Genomic DNA, 25,182 nt, shown 5'->3' on the forward strand with positions numbered 1-25,182 from the left:
TTACAGCCAGCAATAGGTTGATCATGAGAATTCTCGACAGAACCAGGCCCGATCTTGCCGAATTTCTGCGCGCGCGCCGTGAGCGGCTGGCGCCTGGAGATGTCGGATTGCCGAGAGCAAAACGTCGGCGCACGCCGGGTTTGCGGCGCGAGGAAGTTGCCGCACTCGCTGGCGTCGGTCTTACTTGGTATACATGGTTGGAGCAGGGGAGAGAGATTGGCGTCTCTTCTGACTTTCTGGATAATCTTGCGCGAGTACTCAAACTCGATGCCACGGAGCGCCGGCATTTGTTTCTGCTGGCGCATGCGCGTCCACCAGCGGAGCCAGGCATTACCTTTTGTTCGGTGCCACCATTGGCTGCGAGGCTGGTTTCAGATCTTGCACCTCACGCCGCCTACATCATCAATCTACGATGGGACGTATTGACGTATAATGGCCCTGCCGATCATCTTTTTGGCTTCGGCAGACATGAACCGACGCGACGCAACCTTCTCTGGATGCTGTTCACCGATCCGGTTTTACGGAACACGTTTGCGCAATGGGAAAAGGACGCCCCTGCGGTTCTGGAAAGCTTCCGCCGTGATTATGCAGGCTCGCGTGACGAGGTCGGCATGCGTCACCTGATCGATGAGTTGGAACATGTATCGCCAGAGTTTAAGGCCATGTGGCGTCAACAGGACGTACTTGCCCCCTGTACGGGTGTTCGCACGCTTGCGGTCGATGGGACATTACTGAACTTTGAATATACGTCGCTGCTAGTCGATGGTGGGCAGCATCTGCGGCTCATTGTGTATGCCTTGACTGCGCCAGCGTCTTTCTGAACCACGGTCCGCTTTCAGGTGCCGGAAAAAACAGCCCCGGCCAAAAACGCCGGAGCCGTTCAATAGGCTAAATCTACACTTTAGATCACGCCGTGCGCCCGCATGGCTTCTGCCACGCGAATAAAGCCGGCGATGTTGGCGCCAAGCACGTAATTGTCTTTCGCGCCATATTCTTCAGCTGTTTCTGCACAGCGGTCATGAATGCCCTGCATGATTTGGCCAAGACGCTCGCGGGCAGTCTCGAAGCTCCAGCTGTCACGGCTGGCGTTCTGCTGCATTTCCAGTGCCGAGGTGGCAACGCCGCCAGCATTAGCCGCTTTTCCCGGTCCGAAAAGAATGCCTGCCTCCTGAAACGCGCGAACTGCATCCGGCGTCGACGGCATGTTGGCGCCTTCCGCGACGGCAATCACACCGTTGGCAATCAGGGTCTTTGCATCGCGACCGGATAATTCGTTTTGCGTAGCGCAAGGTAGCGCAACGTCACAAGGCACGTCCCAGATCGAGCCGCTACCGGATGCAATGAAATGGACGCCCTTGGACTTGACGCGGGCATATTCAGACATGCGTTCACGGCGTACTTCCTTGATCTCCTTGACGAGGTCAAGATCGATGCCTTCTTCGTCAATGATGTAGCCGCTGCTGTCAGAGCAAGCGACGACGGTTGCACCATAGCTGATAGCCTGCTCCATGGCATAAATCGCCACATTGCCTGAACCGGAAACGGTAACCTTCTTGCCTTCGAAGTCGGTGCCTTTTCTTTCGAGCATAGCGCGTGTGAAATAGACGGCGCCGTAGCCGGTCGCTTCCTTGCGCACCAGTGAGCCGCCATAGCTCAGGCCCTTGCCGGTGAAGACGCCTGCCTCAAAGCGGTTGGTCAGGCGCTTGTATTGGCCAAACATCCAGCCAATTTCGCGGCCGCTGACACCAATATCGCCAGCAGGCACATCGGTGTGTTCGCCGAGATGACGATAAAGTTCGGTCATGAAGGATTGGCAAAAGCGCATGATTTCGCCTTCGGAACGACCCTTTGGATCAAAGTCCGAACCGCCTTTGCCGCCGCCAATCGGCAAGCCGGTCAAGGCGTTCTTGAAGATCTGTTCGAAGCCAAGGAACTTGATGATGCCGAGATTGACGGAAGGGTGGAAACGGAGGCCGCCCTTATAAGGACCGAGTGCCGAATTAAACTGCACGCGGAAGCCACGGTTGATCTGTACCTGACCCTTGTCATCAACCCATGGCACGCGGAAAATGATCTGACGTTCCGGTTCGCAGATGCGCTCGATCAGGGCATCGGCGAGGTAACCGGGATGTTTGGAGACGACGAGGCCGAGGCTTTCCAGTACTTCGCGGGTGGCCTGATGGAACTCCGGCTCCGCAGGATTGCGCTGCAGGACCTGGGCTAGAATGGGTTCAAGTTTCTCGTCGACGGTCGCCATGGCGACACTCCTTTCATCATCAATAAGAAGGCATGAGGGCCGCCGGTTTTCAATCGGCAGACCCCTTGGGACAGTGCTCTCGCAAGGTGCCGGATGCATCGCCCGTCATCCGTGCCTGGTGGCTAGCGGCGGGAGTTAGTGCATATCGGCTCAGATGCACGACGTTGTGCATCTGACGGTGTTTTGAACTGAATACAGGCAAATTGCCGCTGCTGTGGGCAAAATGGAGGGGTGGCGCCAAAATGAGTCTGAGTCCAAAAGCGGCAAATGATCAATTGATAGGCTTATCGATTTAATTTTTGCGCCTTACAAGGACGGAAGTCCTCATTTCGGTACTCGCGTTAGATTTGAGTTATGCCTTGTCCGCAATCAGCGGGTTGTAGCTAAAGGGCTTGCGTCCAGCCGGTAGCCTTACCGGTGCTCCTATTAATCTCACGATGCAAATATTCTGGCGGCATCCGCTCAAAAGGTCTTTCAGTAATTGTTGATGTAAAAATGTACGAACAAGTACGTATGTGGTTGCAAAACAGATGCCAGCGGCACTATACCGCAGTCTCGGGAAGAAATTCCCTTCGCTGTCGTGCGTGGGAGGGCATGGTGGTAATATAAGAAAGTCCTTGCAGAGGGCGCTCCCTGAATTGCTGGTCATCTGGACCGGCCAAGATGTCGGCGCCCGTTCGAAAGCAGTGTGGTGACCGTAATTGAATGTGATCTCCGCTTCTGCTTCCGTCGCTGTGGGCTTTGACTGTCGACTCTGTCGAATCCACAATTGGAGCTAGAGATAAATGAAAGCCTCTAAAGGCATCCTGTCCCCGATAGCCAGGTTATGGCTATTCGTGCTTGGCGCCGTTCTCATTCTCGCCGGTCTGTTCTTTGCCGCTGCTGGCGGCAAGCTGGTGTCGCTGGGCGGTAGCTGGTACTTTCTGATTTCCGGCATTGCCATCGTCGTTGCCGGTTTGCTCGTCATGATGCGCAAGCCCGCTGGCGCACTTCTTTTCTGCCTGGTTACAGCGGCTACGGTTGTCTGGGCGTTGCTGGATGTCGGCCTTGAATTCTGGCCGCTGATCTCGCGTTTGCTGGCCTTTGGCGTTGGTGCGACCGTGGTCGTGCTCAGCGTGCCGTTGTTGCGCAAGGCTTCCGGAAAGACACCGGCCTATCTGCCGTCTTTTGCCATCGCGGCGCTTCTGGCGGTTGTCTCAGGAGCCGGATTTGCTGGCATGTTCGTGCCGCATCCGACCGTTGCATTTAACGGTACCGTTGCGCCTTTGACGCCAGTTGATCCGGCCAAGGAGCAGAAGAACTGGGAGGCCTACGGCAACACGACCGGTGGCTCGCGCTTTGCAGCGCTTGACCAGATTACTCGCGATAACGTCAAGGATTTGACCGTTGCCTGGACCTACCAGACCGGTGATACGCCCATCAGCCCCGGTGGCGGTGGTGCGGAAGACCAGTTGACACCGTTGCAGGTTGGTGACCGCGTATTCCTGTGCACACCGCATAACAACGTCATCGCTATCGATGCGGACACGGGCAAGGAAATCTGGAAAAACGAGATCAATGCCAAGTCGTCCGTGTGGATGCGCTGCCGTGGTCTTGCCTATTTCGATGCGACCCGTCCGCTTGAGCAGCCAACCGTTGATGGCTCGACGCCGGTCACAGCAGCCACAGTTCCGGAAGGTGCTCTTTGCCAGCGCCGCCTGCTGATGAACTCCATCAATGCCGAGCTTTTTGCAATTGATGCCGACACCGGCGCATTTTGCCCTGATTTTGGCACCAACGGCCGCGTCGATCTGAAGATTGGTATGGGCGATGCCCCTGATCCGCAATATGTGCTGACATCAGCGCCGACGCTTGCTGGTGCCACTGTTGTTGTCGGCGGTCGTATTGCCGACAACGTTCAGGTCGATATGCCGGGCGGCGTCATGCGCGGTTTCGATGTGATCACTGGCGAATTGCGTTGGGCATTTGACCCGGGCAATCCTGAAATCACCAAGCTACCTCCAGAAGGTCAGACCTATACACGTTCGACACCGAATGTTTGGGCCGCAATGTCCTATGATGCAGCATCGAACACTGTATTTTTGCCGGTTGGTAGCCCATCAGTTGACCTCTACGGTGCGACGCGTACGGACCTTGACCACAAATACGGTGCGTCGATGCTGGCGCTGGACGCCACCACAGGTCGCGAGAAGTGGGTCTATCAGACCGTTCATAACGATCTCTGGGACTTTGACGTGCCAATGCAGCCGTCATTCTTCGACTTCAAGAAGGCTGATGGATCGACTGTTCCGGCCCTGACCTTCGGGACCAAGGCTGGCCAGATCTGGGTGCTCGATCGTGCGAACGGTCAACCTCTGACGGAAGTCGCCGACGTGCCGGTCAAACCAGGTAAAATCCCGAACGAACCTTATGCTCCGACACAAAAACTATCGGTTGGCATGCCGCAGATCGGTGCGCAGACGTTGACGGAAAGCGACATGTGGGGTGCGACGCCATTTGACCAGCTGTTGTGCCGCATTGCCTTCAAGGGCATGCGTTATGATGGCGTCTACACCGTTCCGGGAACAGATCTGGCGCTGAATTTCCCAGGCTCGCTTGGTGGCATGAATTGGGGCGGTTTCTCCACCGATCCGACGACAAACACCATATTTGTCAACGACATGCGCCTTGGTCTGTGGATTCAGATGAAGGAAGCCGCACCAAGCACTGCCGTCAACAGCGGTTCGGAAGCGACCAATACCGTCATGGGCCTCGTGCCGATGCGCGGTACACCTTACGCGGTCGACAAGAACCGTTTCCTGTCGGCGCTCGGTATTCCGTGCCAGGCCCCTCCCTATGGTTCACTGACTGCCATCGACATGGACAGCCAGAAGATCAAGTGGCAGGTGCCACTCGGTACGGTTGAAGATACCGGTCCTATGGGTATCAAGATGGGTCTTCCAATTCCGATCGGCATGCCGACGATTGGTGGCTCGCTGGCCACGCAGGGCGGTCTGGTATTCTTTGCCGCCACCCAGGACTACTATCTGCGCGCCTTTGACAGTGCGACAGGCAAGGAAATCTGGAAGGCTCGTATGCCGGTTGGAAGCCAGGGTACGCCGATGACCTACAAGTCGCCAAAGACTGGCAAGCAGTACATTGTCATCTCGGCCGGTGGTGCACGTCAGTCGCCTGATCGCGGCGACTATGTGATCGCCTACGCGCTGCCAAACTAAGCCGTCAGGCACATTTTCTGGAAAAAGAAATGCCCGGCCATGCGCCGGGCATTTTTATGGAGCAGCCCACCGGCTGCCGGAACAGTCCGTGGTGACATAGGCCAATACGGAATCGACCACCATCTGTCTGTGCCGCTGGTAGATATCGGGTACGGAGAGGTCGCACTGGAAGAGTGTGCCGAATGTATGTTTGTTGGTAACGCGGAAAAAACACTGCGAACTGATCAACATGTGCAAATCAAGCGGTTCGATATCGCGGCGAAACACACCCGTTTCGCGACCACGGGTGATGATATCTTCCAATGTTTTAAGCACGGGCGGGCCCGCATCCCCGATCGCCTTCGATTGCTTCAAATGCATGGCCTGGTGGATATTTTCATTCATTACCAACCGCACAAAATCGGGGTTGGCCTCATCGTGGTCGAATGTGTGTTCAATCAATTTTTTCAGGGCTTCAACAGGAGAGAGTGCCTCAAGGTTCAATTCTCTCTCAAATGTCCGAGCCTGAATATAGGCCTTCTCCAAAACCGCAAGATAAAGGCCGGTTTTGCCACCGAAGTAATAATAGATCATCCGCTTGGATGTCTTGGTGCGTTCGGCTATTGCATCAACCCGCCCGCCAGCCAGTCCGAGAGCGGCAAATTCTTCCGTGGCCGCTGCCAGAATGTCTTCCTTGGTTTTGTCGGGATCATTCTTTCGCGTCTCGCGCTTTGGACTTCGCATCTAAGGTCAGCTTTCTTCGCATCTAAACAGGAACATCCGCTGGTAGGTCCATTTCGTATAAAATGCGAGTGGAAATAAGGCCAGTCGATCGCGGCTGGGCTGCCTGTGGTCATTTCAGCATCCTCTGTATCGCCGATAAATCCTATATGGCATTTCGTGATCCTGTCCTTTTCAGGACTGTCGGATGTGTCTGTCTAGTGGTTGAGTGCGGCTGTGAATTGTAGGGTCCTAAGGCCTTCAATTCTTTGAGTAGCAGTCAATGTTAGCAATCCCGATGGGCTTTATATTTTGGTTTGTCCCGACCGCTGACTTTGATGTGAAAAACCGCAATTCCAATCATTAATTTATTAAACTAACCATTGACGAGCGATAGGTGTTCGCCTAGTGATACCGCTGAGATCGGGAGCTCTCGTTTGTTTTAGGAGGACAACATGACCACGATTCTGAAGCCGACCCGCCGCCGTTTTGTACAGCTGACAGGTGCCGTTTTGGCATCCAGCGCGCTGTCAGCACCTGCTATAGCGCAGGAAAAACAGCTAACGATCATTTCCAACCGCGGCAACGCCGGTCAGCGCAAAGCGCTTGAAACGATTGCAGCTGAATTTGGCAAGGCTGTCGGTGCAAATGTCACCGTCAATAACATGGATCACGAGGCGCATAAGACCGCGATCCGCAACTATCTCGTGGCAAGCCCGCCGGATATCTGCTTCTGGTTCTCCGGCAGCCGTATGCGTGGTTTTGTGCAAAAGGGGTTGTTCGAGGACGTTTCCGATCTCGTAGCCAAGGAAAATTATGCGGATGTGCTGGGCGGTACGCTCGGTTCCGTTACTGTTGATGGCAAACAATATGGTTTGCCGACCGGCGGTATCCTCTGGGGTCTGTTCTACCGCCAGGATACGTTTGACCAGCACGGTCTGACCGTTCCAAAGACATTCGATGACTTCTTTACCTTGGCTGAACAGTCCAAGAAGGCTGGCATCATTCCCATGAGCATGGGCACCAAGGATCAGTGGCCTTGCGGCGGGTGGTTCGACCACATGAACCTGCGTATCAATGGTCTTGAGCATCACATGGATCTGATGAACGGCAAGGTGAAATACACCGATGCATCGCTCAAGGATGTTTTCGACAAGTGGGAAGCGTTGATCAAGGCTGATTTCTTCACGCCAAACGGTTCGTCCTACGAGTGGGATCCTGCCGCGGCCAGCCTGGTGCAGAAAAAGTCCGCGATGATGGATCTCGGCAACTTTATCAAATATGCGTTCCCGGCCGAAGATCTGCAGCATGTGCGTTTTGCGCCTTTCCCGACGATCAATCCGGGCATGGACCAGTTCGAGGACTTCTCGGTGGATTCGATCCACATGCCGTCGGGTTCGAAGAACAAGGAACTGGCACGTGAATTCCTGGCTTACTTCTACAAGCCGGAAAACCTGAGTGCTTACCTTGCGCCGGAAGGCAATGTGCCTGCCCGCAGCGACTGCACGATCGGTGACGATCCGATCCTGAAAATGGCAGTCGCTGAGCTGAAAAACGTCATGGGCACTTCGCAGTATTACGACCGCGACAGCGATCCTGATCTTGCGCAGGCCGGCCTCAAGGGCTTCCAGGAGTTCATGGCAAAGCCTGAGCGTCGCGAGCAAATCCTGACGCAGATCGAGCGTACCCGCCAGCGCATCCACGGCTGATCACCGCTTCGTTTCAAAAGGAGGTGGGCTTGTTCCACCTCCGATCATTTCCATAGGATATGCCCATGTCTCTTTGGTGGCGCAGCCATCGTAACTGGCTGACACCCGCGCTGTTGCTTGCGCCGGGCCTGATACTCTTCCTCGTTGTCATCATTGCCTCGTCGCTTGAGACGTTCCGTATCTCGTTTTACGACTGGGACGGCATGGGCCCGAAGACATGGGTTGGTCTTGGCAACTACCGTGAACTGTTCGACGATCCGCAGTTCTATGTATCGCTGAAGAACAACACGATCTGGCTGATCACGTTCCTGCTGGCGCCACCCGCCGGTCTGGCGATCGCGCTTCTGGTCAATCAGAAAATTGCTGGCATGCGATTTATCAAATCGCTGTTCTTCATGCCGCTGGTGCTGGCAACCGTCACGGTTGGTGTGATTTTCGGATGGTTCTACGATCCGACCTTCGGTCTGCTGGCCATCATCTACCACGCATTCGGTGCGGAGGCGCCAGCGCTTCTTTCCGATGAAAACCTTGTGACCTTCGCTGTTGTTGGCGCTGCCCTGTGGCCACAGATCGCCTTTTGTATGGTGCTGTTTCTGGCCGGTCTCAACAATCTCGATGAGGAATTGATCGGTGCTGGCCGTGTTGATGGCGCGAAAGGCTGGCAGATGCTGCGCCATATCGTTCTGCCGCAGCTCAGCCAAGTTGCCTTTATCGCCGTTGCCATCACCGTTGTCGGTGCCCTGCGGTCGTTCGATGCGATCTCGGTGATGACCGCCGGTGGTCCGTTCGGTTCCTCCATGGTGCTAGCCTACCAGATGTATGATCAGTCGATCTTCTCGTACCGTTTCGGTTATGGGGCTGCGATTGCCACCATCCTCTTCCTCATCATGTCCATATTCATTGCCTGGTATCTGCGCGGGCTGATCAAATCCGAAAAGAGGAGCTGATCCGATGTATCCTCGTCCCATACCCGAGAACAAAAAACTTGCCCGCTTTGGATATATGGCTGGCGTTTCGCTGGTGCTTGTCCTGTGGCTGTTGCCATTGTTTGCCGTCATCATGACGTCCTTCCGGTCGTTTGATGACGTAATGGCCGGAAACTACTGGGGCTGGCCCAGCAAGTTCAATCTCGTCGAGAACTATGTCGCGGTCTTCGAACAGACCAAGATGACCCGTTATTTCATGAACAGCCTGATCATTACGGTGCCCTCGGTCATCATGGTTCTGGTGTTCTCGACGCTGACCGGTTTTGTGCTGTCGCGCTATCGTTTTCGGGGTTCGATGGTGATCTTTGCGATCTTTGTCGGCGGTAATTTCCTGCCGCAGCAGATCATGATGATTCCGATCCGCGACCTGATGGTTTCGATCGGCCTCTACGATACCTTCTATGCGCTGATCCTGTTCCACGTTGCCTTCCAGACCGGCTTTGCCACACTGTTCATGCGCAACTTCATTGCCGCCTTACCGGACGAACTGTTCCAGGCGGCACGTGCCGAGGGTGCGTCACCCTGGCAGACACTGATCCACATTGTCGTGCCCCTTGTCCGCCCTGCGCTCGCAGCACTTGCCATTCTCGCCTTCACCTTTATCTGGAATGACTATTTCTGGGCGCTGGTGCTGACGCAGAGTGATATCGTCAAACCGGTTACTGCCGGTCTCTCCAACCTCAAGGGTGAATGGGTTTCTGCCTGGAACATTGTTTCGGCCGCCACGATCTTCGTCGCGATCCCGCCGGTCATCATGTTCTTCCTGATGCAGAAGCACTTCATTTCGGGCCTCACCATGGGAGCGGTCAAAGGATGACTGTTGCCGCCCAGAACCCGACGCCCACCAACCAGACGAACAATAAGGACAAGATCGGCATGAAAAGCGTCGAACTTACCAATGTCGAAAAGCACTATAGTGGTTTCCACGCGCTGAAGGACATCAACCTTACGATTGAGAAGGGCGAGTTTATCGTGATGGTCGGTCCATCCGGCTGCGGTAAGTCCACGCTGCTCAAGACCATTGCCGGTCTTGAAACCGTGACCTCTGGCACGCTGACGATCAATGGTCGTGATGTGACTAAGGAAGAGCCGGGCGATCGTGGCATAGCCATGGTGTTTCAGTCCTACGCGCTTTATCCGCACATGACGGTTGGCGAAAACATGGGGTTCGGCCTGAAGATGGCAAAACGGCCAAAGGCCGAGATTGATGCCGCCGTAAAGCGTGCTGCCGAAATCCTGCGTATTACCGAACAGCTCGATAAGCGGCCAAAGCAGCTGTCCGGCGGCCAGCGCCAGCGCGTAGCGATCGGACGGGCTATTACGCGTTCTCCGGAGGTATTCCTGTTTGACGAACCGCTGTCCAATCTGGATGCGGCACTGCGCACGCAGATGCGCGTGGAACTGTCGACGCTGCATGCCGAGCTTGGCTCAACGATGATTTACGTCACCCACGATCAGGTCGAGGCGATGACGATGGCCAGTCGGATCGTGGTGCTGAACAAGGGGGCAATCGAACAGGTTGGTTCGCCGCTTGAGCTCTATGCCAACCCGATCAACCATTTTGTCGCCGGTTTCCTCGGTGCGCCGCGCATGAATTTCTTTGAAGGTCGTGTCGTGACCGTTTCGGGCGACCGCATCAGCGTCACTGTCGAGGGACTACCGGAATTGCAATTTGCCGATATCGCCGACGTGAAACTTTCAGTCGGCGACAAGGTCAAGGTTGGCGTGCGTCCGGAACGGTTGAAAACCGGAGAGCAGACCGGGGACGCCAGTTTCGAGGCGAAAATCCGCCTGATCGAACATCTTGGCCGCGAGACGATCCTTCACGTTGATGGCGGTCCTGTGGTCACAACCGGCTCCGACACGGGCACCCAGAACATTACTGTTCAATTGGGTGATGTCGTTGCCTTTTCCAACGGTCAGTCGGTGAAGGTTAGCTTCGACCTCTCGGACGCTTACCTCTTCGGGCCTGACGGCAAAACGATCACTCCTGCGAAAGCCGCCACCCGCACTTAATTTAATTTGGAGTTTTGAAGATATGAAACGGTCCAATCCAGCGCCGCTTTCGGCTTGGCGCACGCTTAACCTTGACGATTTTTTGCTTGGCGTGCCGCATTATCCTGAGCATGTCGATGAAAGCTACTGGCAGCGTGATGCCGAGCGGATGAAGGAACTCGGCTTCAACACGGTGCGTATGGGCGAATTTGCCTGGCACATATGGGAACCCTTTGAGGACAAGTTCGACTTTGACCTGTTCGACCGGGCGATTGAGGTGCTCGGCAAGGCTGGCATCAACACCGTGCTCTGCACACCAACGGCGACACCACCGCGTTGGTTGACACATAACTATCCTGAAGTGCTGCGTGTTGACCGCAACGGCCGTCGGGCAAGCCATGGCTCGCGCCAGCATTGCGACACGACCAGCCCTGTGCTGCGTCACCACAGCCGCCGCATTACCAAGGCAATGGCCGAACATTATAAGGACAATCCCTATGTTATCGGCTGGCAGACAGACAATGAGCTGAACACCACGGTGTCGGAATCGTTCTCGGATTCTGCCGCACTCGCGTTCCGTAATTTTCTGCGTCACAAATATCAGACGATCGATGATTTGAACTTCGCCTGGGGCGGCCATTTCTGGGCCACTGCCTATGACAATTTCGATCAGGTCGTGTTGCCAATGCCGATGGCACCATCCTATTTGAGCCCCGGCCACGTCCAGGACTATCACCGCTTCCTGGCTGTAGCGACCGCAACCTTCCAGCATGATCAGGTCAAGATCCTGCGTGAAACCAATTCCGACTGGTTCATCTTCCACAATCTCGGCAATCTCACCGACATCGATTTCCGTGGTCAGTTTGGTCAAGACCTCGACTTCATCGGTTTCGATATCTATCCGATGCTCTATGACGAGTTCCGCCGGACGGGCGGCCATGCCGCAACCCAGGCCCTGCAGATGGATTTGTGCCGCAGCTATTCCGGCAACTTCATCGTGCCGGAGCAGGCATCCGGTCTTGGCAGCCAGCCTGCCTTCACGACGATGACACCAGAGCCCGGCGAAATGCGCCGCATGGCACTGTCATCCGTGGCGCGGGGTGCAGATGGTCTGATGTTCTTCCGCTGGCGCCCGGCGCATTTTGGTGCGGAAATCTACTGGATGGGTATTCTCGACCACGATGACGTGCCACGTCGCCGTTATGAAGAGGCACGTCATTTCGCTTCGGACATCAACAAGATCAAGAGCAAGTTGCTGGGCACCAGTGTTCAGATCGATATCGGCATTGCCGGCGCGGACTTCGACAACCAGGAAGCCCACAAGACTTATCCGATCGGCCTGCCGTCGCCGGTGGAAGATGCAGTTCATCTGCATCGCTTCGCCTATCAGAACGGTTATGCGACCGGCTTCGTCCATCCGGAAGACGACCTGTCTCGCCTGAAGGTCTACTACATTCCGCATTGGGTCATGTGGGATAATGCCTGGACACCAAAACTGCGTTCCTTTGTTGAGGCGGGCGGTACGGTGATTGTTGGTGCGATGACCGGCACCCGGGATCGCAACAACCACATTATTCGTGAGCAGGCACCGGGCGCACAGCTTTGCGAATTGACCGGAGTGAGGGTTGAAGAGTTCGGCCGTGTTGTGGCGGCTGGCGGGCAAGGTCTTTTCCAGCGCAATGCGCCTGATGCCGGCATGTATGTGCCGCCGCAGGTTCTGCCGTCTTCGTCGTCGGAACGGTCCTACAAGATGCAGATTGGCAACCGAGAGGCGACGGCCGAACATCTCTACGAGACCATCGAAATCGCTGACGATGTGAAGGTCCTGGGGTCCTGGTCCGATCGCAGCCTGGCTGGAAAACCGATGCTGACCGAGCGCAACGTCGGGCAGGGACGTGCGATCTATCTCGCAACCTATCTCACACCTGAGGTGGTTGAGCTTCTGGTATCGACTGTCATTGCACAGTCGGGTGCCGAGCCTCTGGTTGAAGATTTGCCATCCGGCGTCGAAGTATCGCTCCGCACGGCAGAAGATCGTCGCCTGCTTTTCGTCATCAACACGACAAGCGAAAGCCGCTCTTTCAAGGCACTGCCTGCTGGTCAGGATCTGTTGACGGATTCAGCCGTGTCAGGCGCAACTGAACTGGCTGGCTACGGCTGCCTGGTGATTGAGCTCAGCTAAGTCTCCACCCTCCCAGGAGAGTGATGCTTGAGCTATCAAGACGTGCGGGGAACTAGGTGCCCCGCACGTTTTTGTATCTGCGTAGCGGGCTGGTCAGACTGCTGTTTCGTCTGCGGCCACATCGACTTCGAAGTCGAACAGTCGTTGGGTCGCGAGCGCTGCAGCACCCGGACTCCAGAAATTGTCGCGCTCATCCGCTAGTATGGGTGGCGCCTGCATAAAACAGTATTTTCCCAGCGTTTCCGTCATCGGGTCGAGCAGGAAGGCCCCGAATGCGGTTGCCTCGCCACCTGCGATAACGATTTCCGGGTCAATCGTATTGATCTGGGCTGCAAGCTGGATGCCGATCTGCTCGCCTGCATCCCTCAGAATTGCACGTGTTTCGGCATCACCCTCTTTAGCAGCTTCCAGCATGTCAAAGCGGTCCTTGGCGGCAGGCAAGCCCTTGGTTTTGCGCCACCGGGCAACAATGGCGGGTTCGGAATAGGATGCCTGCAGACAGCCTCGTTGACCGCATTCGCAAAGCGGTCCTTCCAGATGTTGTTTAACGTGCCCCAGTTTGCCGGCGTGGCCATGCGCACCGCGCAGAACCACGCCATCTGCCACGGTTGCAGAGCCAATACCGGCACCAATGGCGAGTGCGATAAATGTGCCGACGTTGCGGCCAAGCCCGAAAAGGTGGTGAGCCAGCGCAAAGGCAATCGTGTCATCTTCCATCCATACGGGGATGCGCGATTTTGCAAATAGCTGCTCGGCGAAGTGTACATTGTTCCAGCCAAAACGATGGCTTTTCAGACAAATTCCGTTGCGATTGTCGATGATGCCGGGCATTGAAAAACCAATGCCTGTTACTGGGCCGATCCCTTTGGGCGCATTGGCAATCAGGTGTTTGATTGCCTGATGGGATGCCTCGACAATTGTCTCAGGACGGGTGTTGGAATAGTCAATCGCGTGAGACAGGATTGGTGTTGTCGAGAGGTTCGTCAGGATGCACTCAATCCTGTCGATGTTCATCTTGATGCCGATAGCCGCATGACCATCATAATTTATGGCCACTGGTGTCGGGCGTCGACCGCTGGCACCACGTGTCGTTTCCTGCTCGATGAGGTAGTTTTCCTTGACGAGATCGCCAACAACGAAGGTGACCGTGGCCCGGCTAAGTCCCGTCACATCAGCGATTTCGGCCCTGCTCAATGGACCTTCCCGGCGCAGCAAATTTAGGACAAGGCGCCGGTTCATCGCGCGCGAGGTTCGCTGATCAATCTTGAGCATGATATTCCAAGGTCACTGCTGCCGGGCAGCAAATAATTTACGGAGTTGATTCTGCAATCGGCCAAATAAATACCATAACCGGACAGATCACGCTGAAAAAACATAATTTTCTCAACCGTACATTGGTGTCGTGTCGTGACGATGGTGCGATCTAGTTGCGGGTAAAGTCGCCGCAGGTCTCGGGGCCGAAGGCCCAGCCAAGTATTGTAGAAAAACAGCTTTATTCGAATTTTGCACGTAATTGGTTGAGATTGTCATGCGTTGCGGTGGCGCGCGCCGTATTCCTTGCGGAGAACCGGAAAGTGAGGAGATCACCGATAACGGTTGCACCAATCAGCCAACTGGCCAATTTCGACGCCACAGCCATGGAATGCAGGGCAACTGTTACCTGATCGCGGAACAATTCATTGAGCTGAGTGCCGGACACCAGAACGGTTGAAACGCCAATCTTGCCAGCGTGCTCTATCAGCGCGGCGATATCCTTACGGCGGGTCGCGGCATGAAAAATCACCAGTGTATCGCCCTTGCGAAGGCCAATCATGCTGTTGGCAAGATCAAAGCCGCTGCTTGCAACGGTCTGCGTGACAAGGCCAGCACGCAACAGACCGGTGGCCAGATGGCGTGCTGGTTGTTCCGCCACGCCAATGCCGAGACACCAGACGGTTCCGGCATTTTCAAACAGTGTCACCGCCTGCTCGATAGCGCTAGGATCAAGCGCTTCGCTGGTTGCTTCCAGTATTTCGTGTGCGGCTGCGAAGATGGCATCGCGGGCCGCCAATGCGTCCGGCGCCACGGAATTGATCTTGTGGCCAAGGCGTGTGCTGGGCGATGTGTGGGTGGCGATAGGCCGATTGATCAGGCGTTTCAGTTCCGGCAGGCCAGAAAAGCCCAGACGGCGGGCCGTGCGAATGACGGTGGCATCGCTGGTGTCGCTCGCGGCCGCAATCTCACCTGCGCTGCGAAATGCCAGATCGGCTGGCGCCAGCGTCAGCAGATAATCGGCGACGCGACGCTCGGTCCGTGTCAGCGTGCGCGCATTGGCATCGTAATGGCGGCGCAGAAGTGCCGAGGCTTGGGCAACGCCCGAATCTGTGTGCGAGGGGTCGGTCATTGGGTTTGCCTAACACAGTATGGGAATGCCGTCATTGTCAGGACACTGCGGCAAGTGGCAGGCAAAGTGGTGTGCCGTCACTCGGGTGAGGGATGACCATGGCCGCCACGCCAAACACGCTTTTTATCAGCTCTGCGGTCAGCAGTTCCTGCGGATTACCGGCAGCATGAATGCCACCGTCGGCAACCGCAATAATGTGATGGGCAAACTGAGCGGCATGATTGAGGTCATGCACCACCATGACAACGGTGCGCCCTTGCTGCTTGTTGAGTTGACGCAGCAGTTGCAGGACTTCCATCTGGTGCGCGATGTCGAGATAAGTTGTTGGTTCATCGAGCAGCAGAATGGGTGTTTCCTGCGCAAGTGCCATTGCGATCCAGGCGCGCTGGCGTTGACCGCCCGACAGACGGTGCAGCGGTTGGTTTGCCAGATTGGCCAGGCCTGCGTCGGCAAGAGCAGTATCGACCACCGCTTCATCATGGTCGCTGGAGCGCGCCAGTAGCGGCTTGTGCGGGTAACGACCGAAGCGGCACAGCTGGCGAACTGTCAGACCATCCGGTGCGACAGGATTTTGTGGCAACAGCGCCATGATGCGGGCAACAGCCTTGCGTGGGCTTTGAGTAATGTCCTTGCCATCCAGCAGGACCGTGCCACCAACAGGGTTCAGGACCTGTGCCAAGGTACGCAGCAATGTGGATTTACCGGAGCCGTTGGCACCAATCAGTGCCGTAATCTTTCCGTCCGGGATTGCCAGCGACACCTGATTGAGTACGGAGTTATTGCCATAACCGACGCTCAAGGTTGCAGCTTGTAAACGGTCCTGTTGGATATCAGCCACGACGGCGAGCCTCCCAAAGCAAGAGGAAGAAGAGATAGGGTCCACCGATCACCGAAGCGACAATGCCGGCCGGAATTTCATTTGGCAGTGCCACCAGTCGTCCGATCAAATCCGCCAACAGAAGTGCCAGTGCCCCGGTCAGTGCGGTGGCTGGAACGAGATGGCGGGCATGTGGTCCCACCATAAGCCGAGCGATATGGGGCGCCAGCAAACCCAAAAAGCCGATGCTGCCGACGCTTGCGACGGCGCCTGCCGTCAAGACCACTGCGGTCAAGACAAGGCTGGCGCGTAAAAGATTGGGTGAGATGCCAAGGCTTTTCAGCGTATCGTCACCGAAGGCAGAAATGTCGAGAACCATGGCGAGCAGAATAACCACGGGCAGGCAGGCGAGAAGCCAGAACGACAGCGATAGAATGTCGGAAATTGTGCTGCCGTAGACGCTGCCTGCCAGCCAGACCATGCTCTGGTCGATACCCCGTGGATAACGCACCATCAAAAACTGCATCATGGCTTGTGCCAGTGCGCCAAGCGAAACGCCGACGAGGGCCAGAGTGGTGACGCCACCGCCAAGGCCGCGACCGATCGCCAGCAGCAGGGCGGCAACGGCACCAGCGCCGATGATAACACCAACCGGCACGCTCCAGATGATCCAGGCTGGTGGTGCAAAAATCAGTGCCAGCATCGCGCCGAGACCCGCGCCCTTGGTGATGCCGACGACATCGGGCGAGGCAATCGGGTTTCGCAAAGCTACCTGTAAGAAAAGACCTGCCAATGCGAGTGCAGCACCGGAGAGAATGGCGACGATGACGCGGGGCAGCCGATATTGACCGATGATGAAGGCATCTGGTCCGCCGAAAAGACCCGCCAGCACTCGGTTGAGAGAAAGCGGGACGGCGCCAAGGGCCATACTGACCAAGGCAAGCAGAACGAGCAAAACCGCAAGGCCAACGCATACCAGCGTGGTGCGCAAGGGCTGAGATGTTGATGGATCAACCAGCGCTGCGTTCATTGATTGCGGTTTCTCCACGTGATCAGCAGAAATGCTGGTGCGCCAAGAATGGCAGTGACGATGCCAACCGGCAGTTCGGCCGGGTAAGTCGCGAGTTTGCCACCAAGATCGGCGCCGACAAGCAGCAGCGGACCTGCGACGGTGCTGAGGCTCAGTACGGTGCGCAAGTCTTCACCGACGAGGCTTCTGACGATGTGCGGCACCATCAGTCCGACAAAGCCGATAGGGCCGGCAACGGCGACGGATGAACCGGCGAGGACAACGATCAATATTGACGCAAGGCCACCAGTTCGCTGGGCATTCTGGCCAAGCGATTGGCCGGTGCTTGCATCCAGCGCCAGCAGACCGAAATGATGGCCGCCTGCAATGGTGATGATGATGCCGATGACTGTGAATGGCAGAATGATCAGAACCTTTGACCACTGGGCAGAGGTGACAGAACCCGCCAGCCAGTAGACAATGTCTGTGGACGCATTGTTGGCAATGAGCACAGCCTGCACCAGAGCGGCGAGCACCAGTTGCAGGGCCACGCCTGCGAGCGCCAGTTTCAGCGGCGTGATGGCGTTGGAAAGCGAGAGCACCCACATGATGAAGCCGATGGCCGCTGCGCCAGCAAAAGCCGGTAGCACCGTTGTTCCGCCGGAAAGTCCGGGGAGTGCAATGACGCAAACGACAATCGCTAATGCTGCGCCACCATTGATGCCGAATGTCTGAGGTGAGGCGAGCGGGTTTCTGGTCAGTGCCTGGATCAGTACACCGGCGACAGCCAGATTGGCGCCGACCAGTATGGCAAGCAACACGCGCGGCAGGCGAACATCCCAGATCAGCGCAGTTTCCACCGAACTATCAGGCTGGAACAGGGCGGCAAGCGATTGCTGGATGGTGAGGCCAGCGGCTCCCACCATAAGATTGCCGATAGCCACAATTGACAGCAGTACCAGCAGAATACCAAACAGCCGGACCGGATGGCGGCGAAAAGCTCCGCTCCAACCGATCTTGGTGTTTTCATGGGCAGAATGCCCCGTGGCCCTCTCGGCCTTATTGGACATTGAAAACCTTGTTCAATACGTCATTGGCAATCAGTTCCGCGGTGCGAAGATCGCGGAAACGGGCGTATTGATTACGGTTCACTTCAAAGACTAGATTATTCTTTGCGGCGGCAATGGCTTTCCAAGCGGAATTGTCCTGCACGCGGTCGAAAATGGTGCCGCCTGGATCGGTGGCAACAAGCAGAACATCGGGATTGACGGCAACGAGACGTTCCAGACCAACGCCACTTTCAACCGGTTTGTCGGCCTTAATGGCAGCTTCAACGCCGATGGCTGCAAAGATCGAGCCACTGAAGGAATCGGACGTGTGCAAAGACCAATTGTCGGCTGTGGCAACGGCAAGCATGAATTTGCGATCATTGCCGGCCGGGATTTTTGCGGCGATGGCGGCCATCTTTGCCTCATGGTTGGCAACGACCTTTTCACCGTTGGCCTTGTCACCGATAGCATCCGCGATCGTTATGACGGCATCCTTGATGTCCTTGTAACTGCCATCCCAGCTGTTGAGAACGATGGTTGGCGCGATGGCACTCAACTGTTCGTAGATTGCGCCATGGCGGCGTTCATCAGCAATGATGAGGTCCGGCTGCAGTGCGCTGATCAGTTCGAGGTTTGGTTCCAGGCGAGTGCCGACGGAGCTGTATTCGATCTTTTTACCGAGGTTCTGCTCGATGCGATCCGGCTGATTGTCATCGGTAATGCCAACAGGCGTCACTCCAAGCGAATCCAATGCCTGCACAAAGGAAAATTCCAGCACGACGATGCGAGCAGGGGTGCCGGCGATCTCGGTTGCACCCAGTTCGTGGGTGATGGTGCGCGTCCCCTGCGCCTGGACCGGTGTCGTCGTGAACGCAAACAATGTTGCTGCAAATGCTGCGCAGAGTGCGCGCAAAGTATGGTTGGAAAAGAGGCGAGTCAGGGTCATGTGTCTCTCTCGGCGGCGGGGCCGCGATGTCTCCAAGGCGATGCCACGGCGGCGTCACGTTGGCCTGACTACACATTTGTAGTTTTTATTTCAATATACTTTCTTCAATTGGTCATGTTTTAGATCGGCGTAATCTACCGAGGGAGGTGCCGTGGCCATAGTCCATACGACCCGTGATTTGCACGGACTATGGCACACTGATACAGTCGACTAGCGTAACGAATACCCACCGTCACTGAACAAAGTGCTGCCAGTCATGTTGGTGTTGTCGAGCAGAAACAGGGCTGCATGCGCCTGTTCGTCGACCGTCGCCGGGCGTTGAACGAGGCAAAGTTTGCTCCAGTATTCATAGGCTGGCTCACGTGTTTCCTGCGGTCGGTTTCGCCAAAGGTCGCTATCGGTGGTGCCAGGGGAAAGGCAATTTACCCTGATCGGATTGAGTTCAATGGCAAGCCCGCGGGCCAGCCCTTCCAGCGCCGAATTGCAGGCGGCATAGGCTGGTGCACCAATCGGACGGACCGAGGCAGCACCCGACATTAGAAGAACAGATGCATTTGGTGCCAGACGGGGAAGGGCAGCGTGAACAGCCCAGTACTGGCCCCAGAATTTTGCCTTGAACAGGTCTTCGCTGGTGGTGATGTCACCGTCTGTAAAGGAACCGGTCTGGTAAGACGCGGCCGGTGTAAAAAGGCCTGAAAGAATGGGCGCTTCTGCGAAAAAATCACGGAGCGACGTCTTGTCGGTAATCTCCACGGTGCGACCGGAAGCCCGATCTCCCAATGTTGTAAGTGTCGTGGCAAGCCGCTCTGGCGACCGTCCGCCGAGAAAGACGTGGTCGCCACGTTCAATGAGTTTGCGGGCGAGGGCCAGTCCGATGCCGGACGTACCCCCGATGATGGTGTAGGTTCGATGTGTGCTCATGAGCGCAACCATATTCTATCTCACAAACGACTTGGAAACGCATAATTTTCCTTCGATTGCCGAACAGAATTCGCTAATAGACTGCCATGCGACATCGATCTGGCGACGATATTGGCGTGTTTCTCATGGTCTGCGAGGCGGGCAGCTTCGTTGCGACCTCGCTTCGTTTAAGGCTCTCGGCGTCAGCTGTGGCAAAGGCCATCGGCAGGTTGGAAAGCCGCCTGGGCATTCGGCTGTTTCAGCGCACGACACGCGTCCTCAATCTGACGGCGGAAGGTGTGGTGTATCGCGATGTATGTTTACGGGCACGCAGCGAAATAGAGCGCGCTGAAGTGGCCATCGCAGGCCTTATGCATGAACCGGCCGGTACGCTTCACGTCAGCCTGCCGCCGCTCTTCGGCGCAAAAATTATCGCACCGGCGCTCTATGCGCTCTGCCGAGAATGGCCAAACCTTGATTTCAGTATTTCAACATCGACGGAACCGAGCAATCTCCTGGATGGCATGACGGATCTTGCTGTCAGAATTGGCGAGATACCCGATGTCAGCGGCCTGACCGCTCGATCTTTGGGGCTGCAGCAAATCGTTCTATGTGGTTCGCCCAGCTATTTCGAGACACGACCCATGCCACAAAGTGTAGCGGATCTCGACGATCACGATGTGATCGCAGCGCCGCGTCAGGGCAAACCCGCACCGTGGCAATTTCGCAGTCTCGACGGGGAAATGGTGAACTGGCACCCCAAGGCGCGCCTTGTGCTTGATGGGAGTCTATTGACACATTCGGCGATCTGCGATGGGCAGGGGCTTGGCCTTTTGCCACGCTGGCTTGTACGAGATGAGTTGGTCAGCGGTCGGCTAGTCTCCTTGATGGACGATAGGATCGCCGGACATCTGCCGATTCATGCAATCTGGCCTGCATCTCCTGTTATGTTGCCCCGCCTGCGGGTCGCCATTGATGCCATCGTGGCGGTGACACGGCCTCTCTTGAAGGATGGCACACTGGGTTGATAGTGCTAAGCGTCAACTTCCTCGCTAATCGTTGCGCGGATCGATGGACCGTGTGTGGTCATCCAGACGGCCAGAGAATCCAGCGTTGGTTTCAGTGTGCGGCCAAGTTCCGTGATTTCATATTCGACTCTTGGCGGCATTTCCGGATAGACCGTGCGTTTCACCAAGCCCTGTTTTTCGAAAAGCCTGAGGTGACGGGTCAGTTCCTTCTGGGTGACGGGCGTCGCTGCACGTTGCAGGGTGCCAAAACGCACCGGCTGGTTTTCAACAATCAGGCGATAAAGCACGGGGATTGCCCATTTGCCGGAGATGAGATTGACGAAATCAACCATTGGGCACCGTACACCTTGTTCAATTTGCTCCATGCGTTTTTTCATTTTTTTCCTTTAGTAGCAATTTGGTGCCTACTATACAAAAGATACTAAAGCCCTGACAATCGTCTCGCATCAAAAAAGGAGACATATTATGGGACGCCTTGCAGGCAAACACGCGCTGATAACCGGTGGGACCAGCGGCATTGGGCTGGAAACGGCGCGCCAATTCCTGAAGGAGGGTGCAAAGGTTGCCATCACCGGCCGCTCAGTCGAACGGTTGGAGGACGCAAAACGTCAATTGGATGGCGATGTCATCGCAATTGCCAACGAGGCGGGTGATATCGCGGCACAACGTCAACTGGCAGCACAATTAAGTGAGGCATGGCCAGACCTCGATGTGGTGTTCATCAATGCGGGCGATGTGACACACCGTCCGCTGGAAGACTGGGACGAGGCAACCTATGACGCCTTGTTCGCGACCAATCTGAAGGGGCCGTTCTTTCTTGTTCAGGCGCTTTTACCGCTGTTGAAGGCTCCGGCTTCGGTCATTCTTTGTGGGTCTGTTTCTGCTCATATCGGCTTGCCGCAGTCCAGCGCCTATGCCGCAAGCAAGGCTGGCCTTCTGTCACTGGCGCGGACCTTGTCCGGCGAGTTCAAAGACAGGGGTGTCAGGGTCAATGGATTGAGCCCCGGTCCAACCGAAACACCTGCCCTTGGCAAGCTTGGTCTGGAAAGTGACGCGGAAGAAGCGTTGCGCCGTGAAATCCGACAGCTGGTGCCCATCGGTCGTCTGGGCACGCCACTGGAACTTGCCAAGGCCGCAGTATTCCTTGCATCCGACGAAGCATCCTTTGTTGTCGGAACGGAACTGCTGGTCGATGGCGGGGTCGGAAGTCTCTAGCGAGCAATCCATTCAGCCGCCCTTTCGTGAGGGCGGCTGGCATAGGGAACCAACACGCTGGGTACGCTGGCTTTTATTTTGAAGACTGGCGTGCCGCAGCCTCAATCACATCTGCAACTTTTTCCGGTTGCGAGGCAAAGACCGCGTGGCTTGCTGTTATTTCGGTAATCGCACTGCCTGCACGTTTGGCCATGTCACGCTCTAGCTCGGGATTGATTGAACGATCCTGCGTCGCGACGATCGCCCAGCTGCTCTTGGCCTTCCAGGCAGGGTCACCGATCTTGGCAGAGAAGGATTGTTTGGATGCAAAAACCTGCGCCTTTGCCATAAAAGCCGTTTCATCCTGAGGAAGGTCCGCCGCAAAGTCTTTCGCGAAAGCTGCCGGGTCGAGATAGAGATACTGACCGTCGAGTGTCTCGCGGATATTCATGCCCGAAGATGGCTTGGAACTTGCCAGCGACAACAGGCTTTCGCCCTTGTCCGGTTGAAAGGCTGCCACGTAAACGAGGCCAGCCACCTTGTTGTTATGTCCCGCTTCGGTAATGACCACGCCACCATAGCTGTGGCCGACCAGCAGGGTCGGACCATCTTGCATGTCAAGCACCCGGTTGGTTGCAGCAATATCGTCGGCCAGCGAGGTGATTGGTTGCTGGACAATCGTGACATTAAACCCCCGCTTTTCGAGAATTTCAGTTGCCTTCTTCCAGCCTGACCCATCGGCAAGGGCGCCATGGACGACAACAATGTTTTTAACGTCGGCTGCATGAGCGGCAAAAGCGGCAAGGCTGGCGACGAAGGCCACTGCGATTGTGGAAATAGAACGCTGCATGGTGAAGTTTCCTTTTTGAGAATGGGTTACGGGGCAGGCATCAGCCGAATGTGAAGGCGTAGGCTTCCACACCGGGATCAAGGAAGCGGATTTCGAATTTGCGGGTTGTTACGTCGCCGGATTGGCGAATAAGCTGATAAAGTCTTGTCGAACTGACCGTGCCGTAACCGTCGGCATCAATGTCTGCACCATGGTGTGCACCCGGTGCTTTGCCATCAATGGTGACCTGGAAACGGATGGGTTTGCCGGCCTCACCGGAACCGAGGACAAGATGCAGGTCACGGGCGCTGAAGCGGGAGACGATCTTGTCATCCGGCTTGGTCGATACGGCCTGTTCCGGGTCTATGGTCCATGTGCCGGCCAGACCCCATTGGTTGAGATCAGGGTCGTCGACAGAATAATCAGTGGCGACGCCCGGCTCGACGGTTTCCGGTGAGACAAAACCGGTCGCGCGTTGATAACCGAGATAGGTTTCGCCAGAGCGGATATTCTTGAGATCTGGGCTTGCCTCAGCCCCCTGTGCGGCAGGGTTGACTGGTGTGCTTGCCTGCATGTTGCTGCCGGCTTCGTGGATCAGATCTTGAATTGCCTGTTCCGTTTGGCGGTAGTTTCCTTCGCCAAAGTGGTGGTACCGGATCTGACCATTTGCATCGATCAGGTAATGGGCCGGCCAATAGTTGTTTTCGAAGGCACGCCAGATCTTGTAGTCGTTATCAATTGCAACGGGATAATCGATCTTGAAGTCGCCAACCGCTTTGCGGACGTTGTCGATTTTCTTTTCAAAGGCAAATTCCGGCGCATGAACGCCAATGACGACGAGCCCCTGATCCTTGTATTTTTCTGCCCAGGCGCGGACAAAGGGAACGGTGCGAATGCAGTTGATGCAGGAGTAGGTCCAGAAGTCGACAAGGACGACCTTGCCACGTAATTGCTCCGAGGTAAGCGGTGGCGAGTTCAGCCATTCAACCGCACCGCTAAACGATGGTGCGCGACCTTCAACCGGCAGATTGGCTTGAAATGACGTGGTCAGGTCCGCCGGTGCCACGAGTTTGCCATTGCTAGCCACGTCAAACGAACTGGAACCGTCTGTTTTGGGATGAACGCGATCAAGGATGGCCTGTTCGAAGGCAGATGTACTGGCATAGGAAAGCCGTGCGAGCAGGCCGGTATCGAGACCAAGGGCAATCACCCCGACACCTGCCAGAACAGCAACTCCCAGAGCCTGGCGAATGCGTTCGCTAACCCCAAGAGAATTCTTGAGAGTGGCGAAGACTTTACCGCCGAGCAAAAGAGCAAGACCAAGAGATGTGGCGGCACCTGCCGCATAGGCAGCCAGCAGGAAGGTCGTTTCGAGATTGGCACCCTTGAGAGCTGCTCCGGTCAGCACAAGTCCAAGGATAGGGCCAGCGCAGGGCGCCCATAACAGGCCGGTTGCAACACCAAGAATGAGTGCACTGACAGAAGAGCTTGCCGAGCCGGGTTTGCCACGGGCATTGATAAGCCGGTTTCCAAGATCGACAACAGGCCGTGTGATGACAGCCGCAATCTGTGGCGACAGCAGGCTTACGCCGAAAATCGCCAGCAAGCCTATGGCGGCAAGCCGCCCGTATTCATTCGTATGGATTGCCCAGCTGCCACCAACGGCTGCCAGCGTTGCCACTAGCGCAAAGGTTACCGCCATGCCTGCGAGCATCGGCAATGTATCGCGCAGAAATGGCTGCCCGGTTCGGGCAAAGATGAAGGGAAGAATGGGCAGGATGCATGGGCTGAGAATGGTCAGGGCTCCGCCCAGATAGGCAATGATAAGAAGCGTCATCGTCGTCTCCTTGAAACGTGGAGCTGGTGTGATGTGATGATCCTAAAACCAGCGATGACGCCAATGTGGTCGTCACGACGTATCCCGCATGTGTCCGGTCGCCCTGCAAAATGTATCGAATTGTATCTGGGAGCCTAAAAGCTACAT

At 56.1% G+C, this 25,182-nt stretch carries 21 protein-coding genes; 9 read left to right on the top strand and 12 right to left on the bottom strand.

Annotated features, from left to right (window positions below; genetic code table 11):
• Nucleotides 1-23: 23 nt before the first annotated feature.
• Nucleotides 24-821, top strand: a complete 798-nt coding sequence (locus M2418_RS20375) for a helix-turn-helix transcriptional regulator (protein WP_259148816.1) — start codon at nt 24-26, stop codon at nt 819-821.
• 80 nt (nt 822-901) lie between these two features.
• On the opposite strand, the gene gdhA is transcribed toward M2418_RS20375, so the two are convergent.
• Nucleotides 902-2,257, bottom strand: a complete 1,356-nt coding sequence (gdhA, locus tag M2418_RS20380; RefSeq protein ID WP_250984538.1) for an NADP-specific glutamate dehydrogenase — start codon at nt 2,255-2,257, stop codon at nt 902-904.
• 785 nt (nt 2,258-3,042) lie between these two features.
• Here gdhA and M2418_RS20385 point away from each other — a divergent pair.
• Nucleotides 3,043-5,472 (top strand): glucose/quinate/shikimate family membrane-bound PQQ-dependent dehydrogenase, encoded by a 2,430-nt coding sequence (locus tag M2418_RS20385; protein WP_259148817.1) that lies wholly within the window; start codon nt 3,043-3,045, stop codon nt 5,470-5,472.
• Nucleotides 5,473-5,526: 54 nt separating this feature from the next.
• Here M2418_RS20385 and M2418_RS20390 read toward each other — a convergent pair whose 3' ends face one another.
• Nucleotides 5,527-6,195, bottom strand: coding sequence for a TetR/AcrR family transcriptional regulator (locus M2418_RS20390; RefSeq protein WP_259148818.1), 669 nt, complete (start codon nt 6,193-6,195; stop codon nt 5,527-5,529).
• Between the two features lie 431 nt (nt 6,196-6,626).
• On the opposite strand from M2418_RS20390, the gene M2418_RS20395 reads away from it, so the two are divergent.
• From M2418_RS20395 to M2418_RS20415, 5 genes are all read left to right on the top strand, one after another.
• Complete coding sequence (locus M2418_RS20395) at nt 6,627-7,880, top strand: ABC transporter substrate-binding protein (RefSeq protein ID WP_259148819.1); 1,254 nt, start codon at nt 6,627-6,629, stop codon at nt 7,878-7,880.
• 65 nt (nt 7,881-7,945) lie between these two features.
• Nucleotides 7,946-8,827 carry a carbohydrate ABC transporter permease gene (locus tag M2418_RS20400; RefSeq protein ID WP_192489695.1) on the top strand — a complete coding sequence of 294 codons (882 nt, stop codon included), beginning with the start codon at nt 7,946-7,948 and terminating at the stop codon, nt 8,825-8,827.
• A gap of 4 nt (nt 8,828-8,831) precedes the next feature.
• Nucleotides 8,832-9,683 carry a carbohydrate ABC transporter permease gene (locus tag M2418_RS20405; RefSeq protein ID WP_259148820.1) on the top strand — a complete coding sequence of 284 codons (852 nt, stop codon included), beginning with the start codon at nt 8,832-8,834 and terminating at the stop codon, nt 9,681-9,683.
• Nucleotides 9,684-9,742: 59 nt separating this feature from the next.
• On the top strand, nt 9,743-10,882 hold the full coding sequence (locus tag M2418_RS20410) for an ABC transporter ATP-binding protein (protein WP_259148905.1): 1,140 nt from the start codon (nt 9,743-9,745) through the stop codon (nt 10,880-10,882).
• Between the two features lie 22 nt (nt 10,883-10,904).
• A complete protein-coding gene (locus tag M2418_RS20415; protein ID WP_259148821.1) occupies nt 10,905-13,043 on the top strand; it encodes a beta-galactosidase in 2,139 nt (712 codons plus the stop codon).
• A gap of 93 nt (nt 13,044-13,136) precedes the next feature.
• Here M2418_RS20415 and M2418_RS20420 read toward each other — a convergent pair whose 3' ends face one another.
• The 7 genes from M2418_RS20420 to M2418_RS20450 all read right to left on the bottom strand — a co-directional run bounded on the left by M2418_RS20420 (nt 13,137) and on the right by M2418_RS20450 (nt 20,168).
• On the bottom strand, nt 13,137-14,237 hold the full coding sequence (locus M2418_RS20420; protein WP_405049455.1) for an ROK family protein: 1,101 nt from the start codon (nt 14,235-14,237) through the stop codon (nt 13,137-13,139).
• Nucleotides 14,238-14,535: 298 nt separating this feature from the next.
• A complete protein-coding gene (locus tag M2418_RS20425; protein WP_259148823.1) occupies nt 14,536-15,426 on the bottom strand; it encodes a MurR/RpiR family transcriptional regulator in 891 nt (296 codons plus the stop codon).
• 37 nt (nt 15,427-15,463) lie between these two features.
• Nucleotides 15,464-16,264 carry an ABC transporter ATP-binding protein gene (locus M2418_RS20430; RefSeq protein WP_259148824.1) on the bottom strand — a complete coding sequence of 267 codons (801 nt, stop codon included), beginning with the start codon at nt 16,262-16,264 and terminating at the stop codon, nt 15,464-15,466.
• The gene (locus M2418_RS20435) at nt 16,257-17,273 is read right to left on the bottom strand and encodes an iron ABC transporter permease (protein WP_259148825.1); all 1,017 of its coding nucleotides are present in this window, start codon (nt 17,271-17,273) and stop codon (nt 16,257-16,259) included. The genes M2418_RS20430 and M2418_RS20435 overlap by 8 nt, the downstream gene beginning before the upstream one ends.
• Nucleotides 17,270-18,322, bottom strand: a complete 1,053-nt coding sequence (locus M2418_RS20440) for an iron ABC transporter permease (protein ID WP_259148826.1) — start codon at nt 18,320-18,322, stop codon at nt 17,270-17,272. The genes M2418_RS20435 and M2418_RS20440 overlap by 4 nt, the downstream gene beginning before the upstream one ends.
• Nucleotides 18,312-19,247: an ABC transporter substrate-binding protein gene (locus tag M2418_RS20445; protein WP_259148827.1), complete on the bottom strand. Its 936-nt coding sequence runs from the start codon at nt 19,245-19,247 to the stop codon at nt 18,312-18,314. Before M2418_RS20445 ends, M2418_RS20440 begins: the two co-directional genes overlap by 11 nt.
• 210 nt (nt 19,248-19,457) lie before the next feature.
• Complete coding sequence (locus M2418_RS20450; protein ID WP_259148828.1) at nt 19,458-20,168, bottom strand: SDR family oxidoreductase; 711 nt, start codon at nt 20,166-20,168, stop codon at nt 19,458-19,460.
• An 86-nt stretch (nt 20,169-20,254) separates the two neighbouring features.
• Between M2418_RS20450 and M2418_RS20455 the strand changes: the two genes are divergently transcribed.
• Nucleotides 20,255-21,175 carry a LysR family transcriptional regulator gene (locus tag M2418_RS20455; protein WP_259148829.1) on the top strand — a complete coding sequence of 307 codons (921 nt, stop codon included), beginning with the start codon at nt 20,255-20,257 and terminating at the stop codon, nt 21,173-21,175.
• Between the two features lie 5 nt (nt 21,176-21,180).
• Here the strand turns inward: M2418_RS20455 and M2418_RS20460 are convergent, their stop codons facing one another.
• Nucleotides 21,181-21,540, bottom strand: a complete 360-nt coding sequence (locus M2418_RS20460; protein WP_259148830.1) for a helix-turn-helix domain-containing protein — start codon at nt 21,538-21,540, stop codon at nt 21,181-21,183.
• Nucleotides 21,541-21,640: 100 nt separating this feature from the next.
• Here M2418_RS20460 and M2418_RS20465 point away from each other — a divergent pair, with 100 nt between their 5' ends.
• Nucleotides 21,641-22,390, top strand: coding sequence for an SDR family oxidoreductase (locus M2418_RS20465; protein ID WP_259148831.1), 750 nt, complete (start codon nt 21,641-21,643; stop codon nt 22,388-22,390).
• Nucleotides 22,391-22,463: 73 nt separating this feature from the next.
• Here M2418_RS20465 and M2418_RS20470 read toward each other — a convergent pair whose 3' ends face one another.
• Together M2418_RS20470 and M2418_RS20475 are read right to left on the bottom strand one after the other, a co-directional pair.
• Nucleotides 22,464-23,219, bottom strand: a complete 756-nt coding sequence (locus tag M2418_RS20470) for an alpha/beta fold hydrolase (RefSeq protein WP_259148832.1) — start codon at nt 23,217-23,219, stop codon at nt 22,464-22,466.
• Nucleotides 23,220-23,259: 40 nt separating this feature from the next.
• A complete protein-coding gene (locus M2418_RS20475) occupies nt 23,260-25,035 on the bottom strand; it encodes a cytochrome c biogenesis protein DipZ (RefSeq protein ID WP_259148833.1) in 1,776 nt (591 codons plus the stop codon).
• Nucleotides 25,036-25,182: the final 147 nt, after the last annotated feature.

Source organism: Rhizobium sp. BIGb0125 (assembly GCF_024810055.1).
Lineage (GTDB): Bacteria > Pseudomonadota > Alphaproteobacteria > Rhizobiales > Rhizobiaceae > Agrobacterium.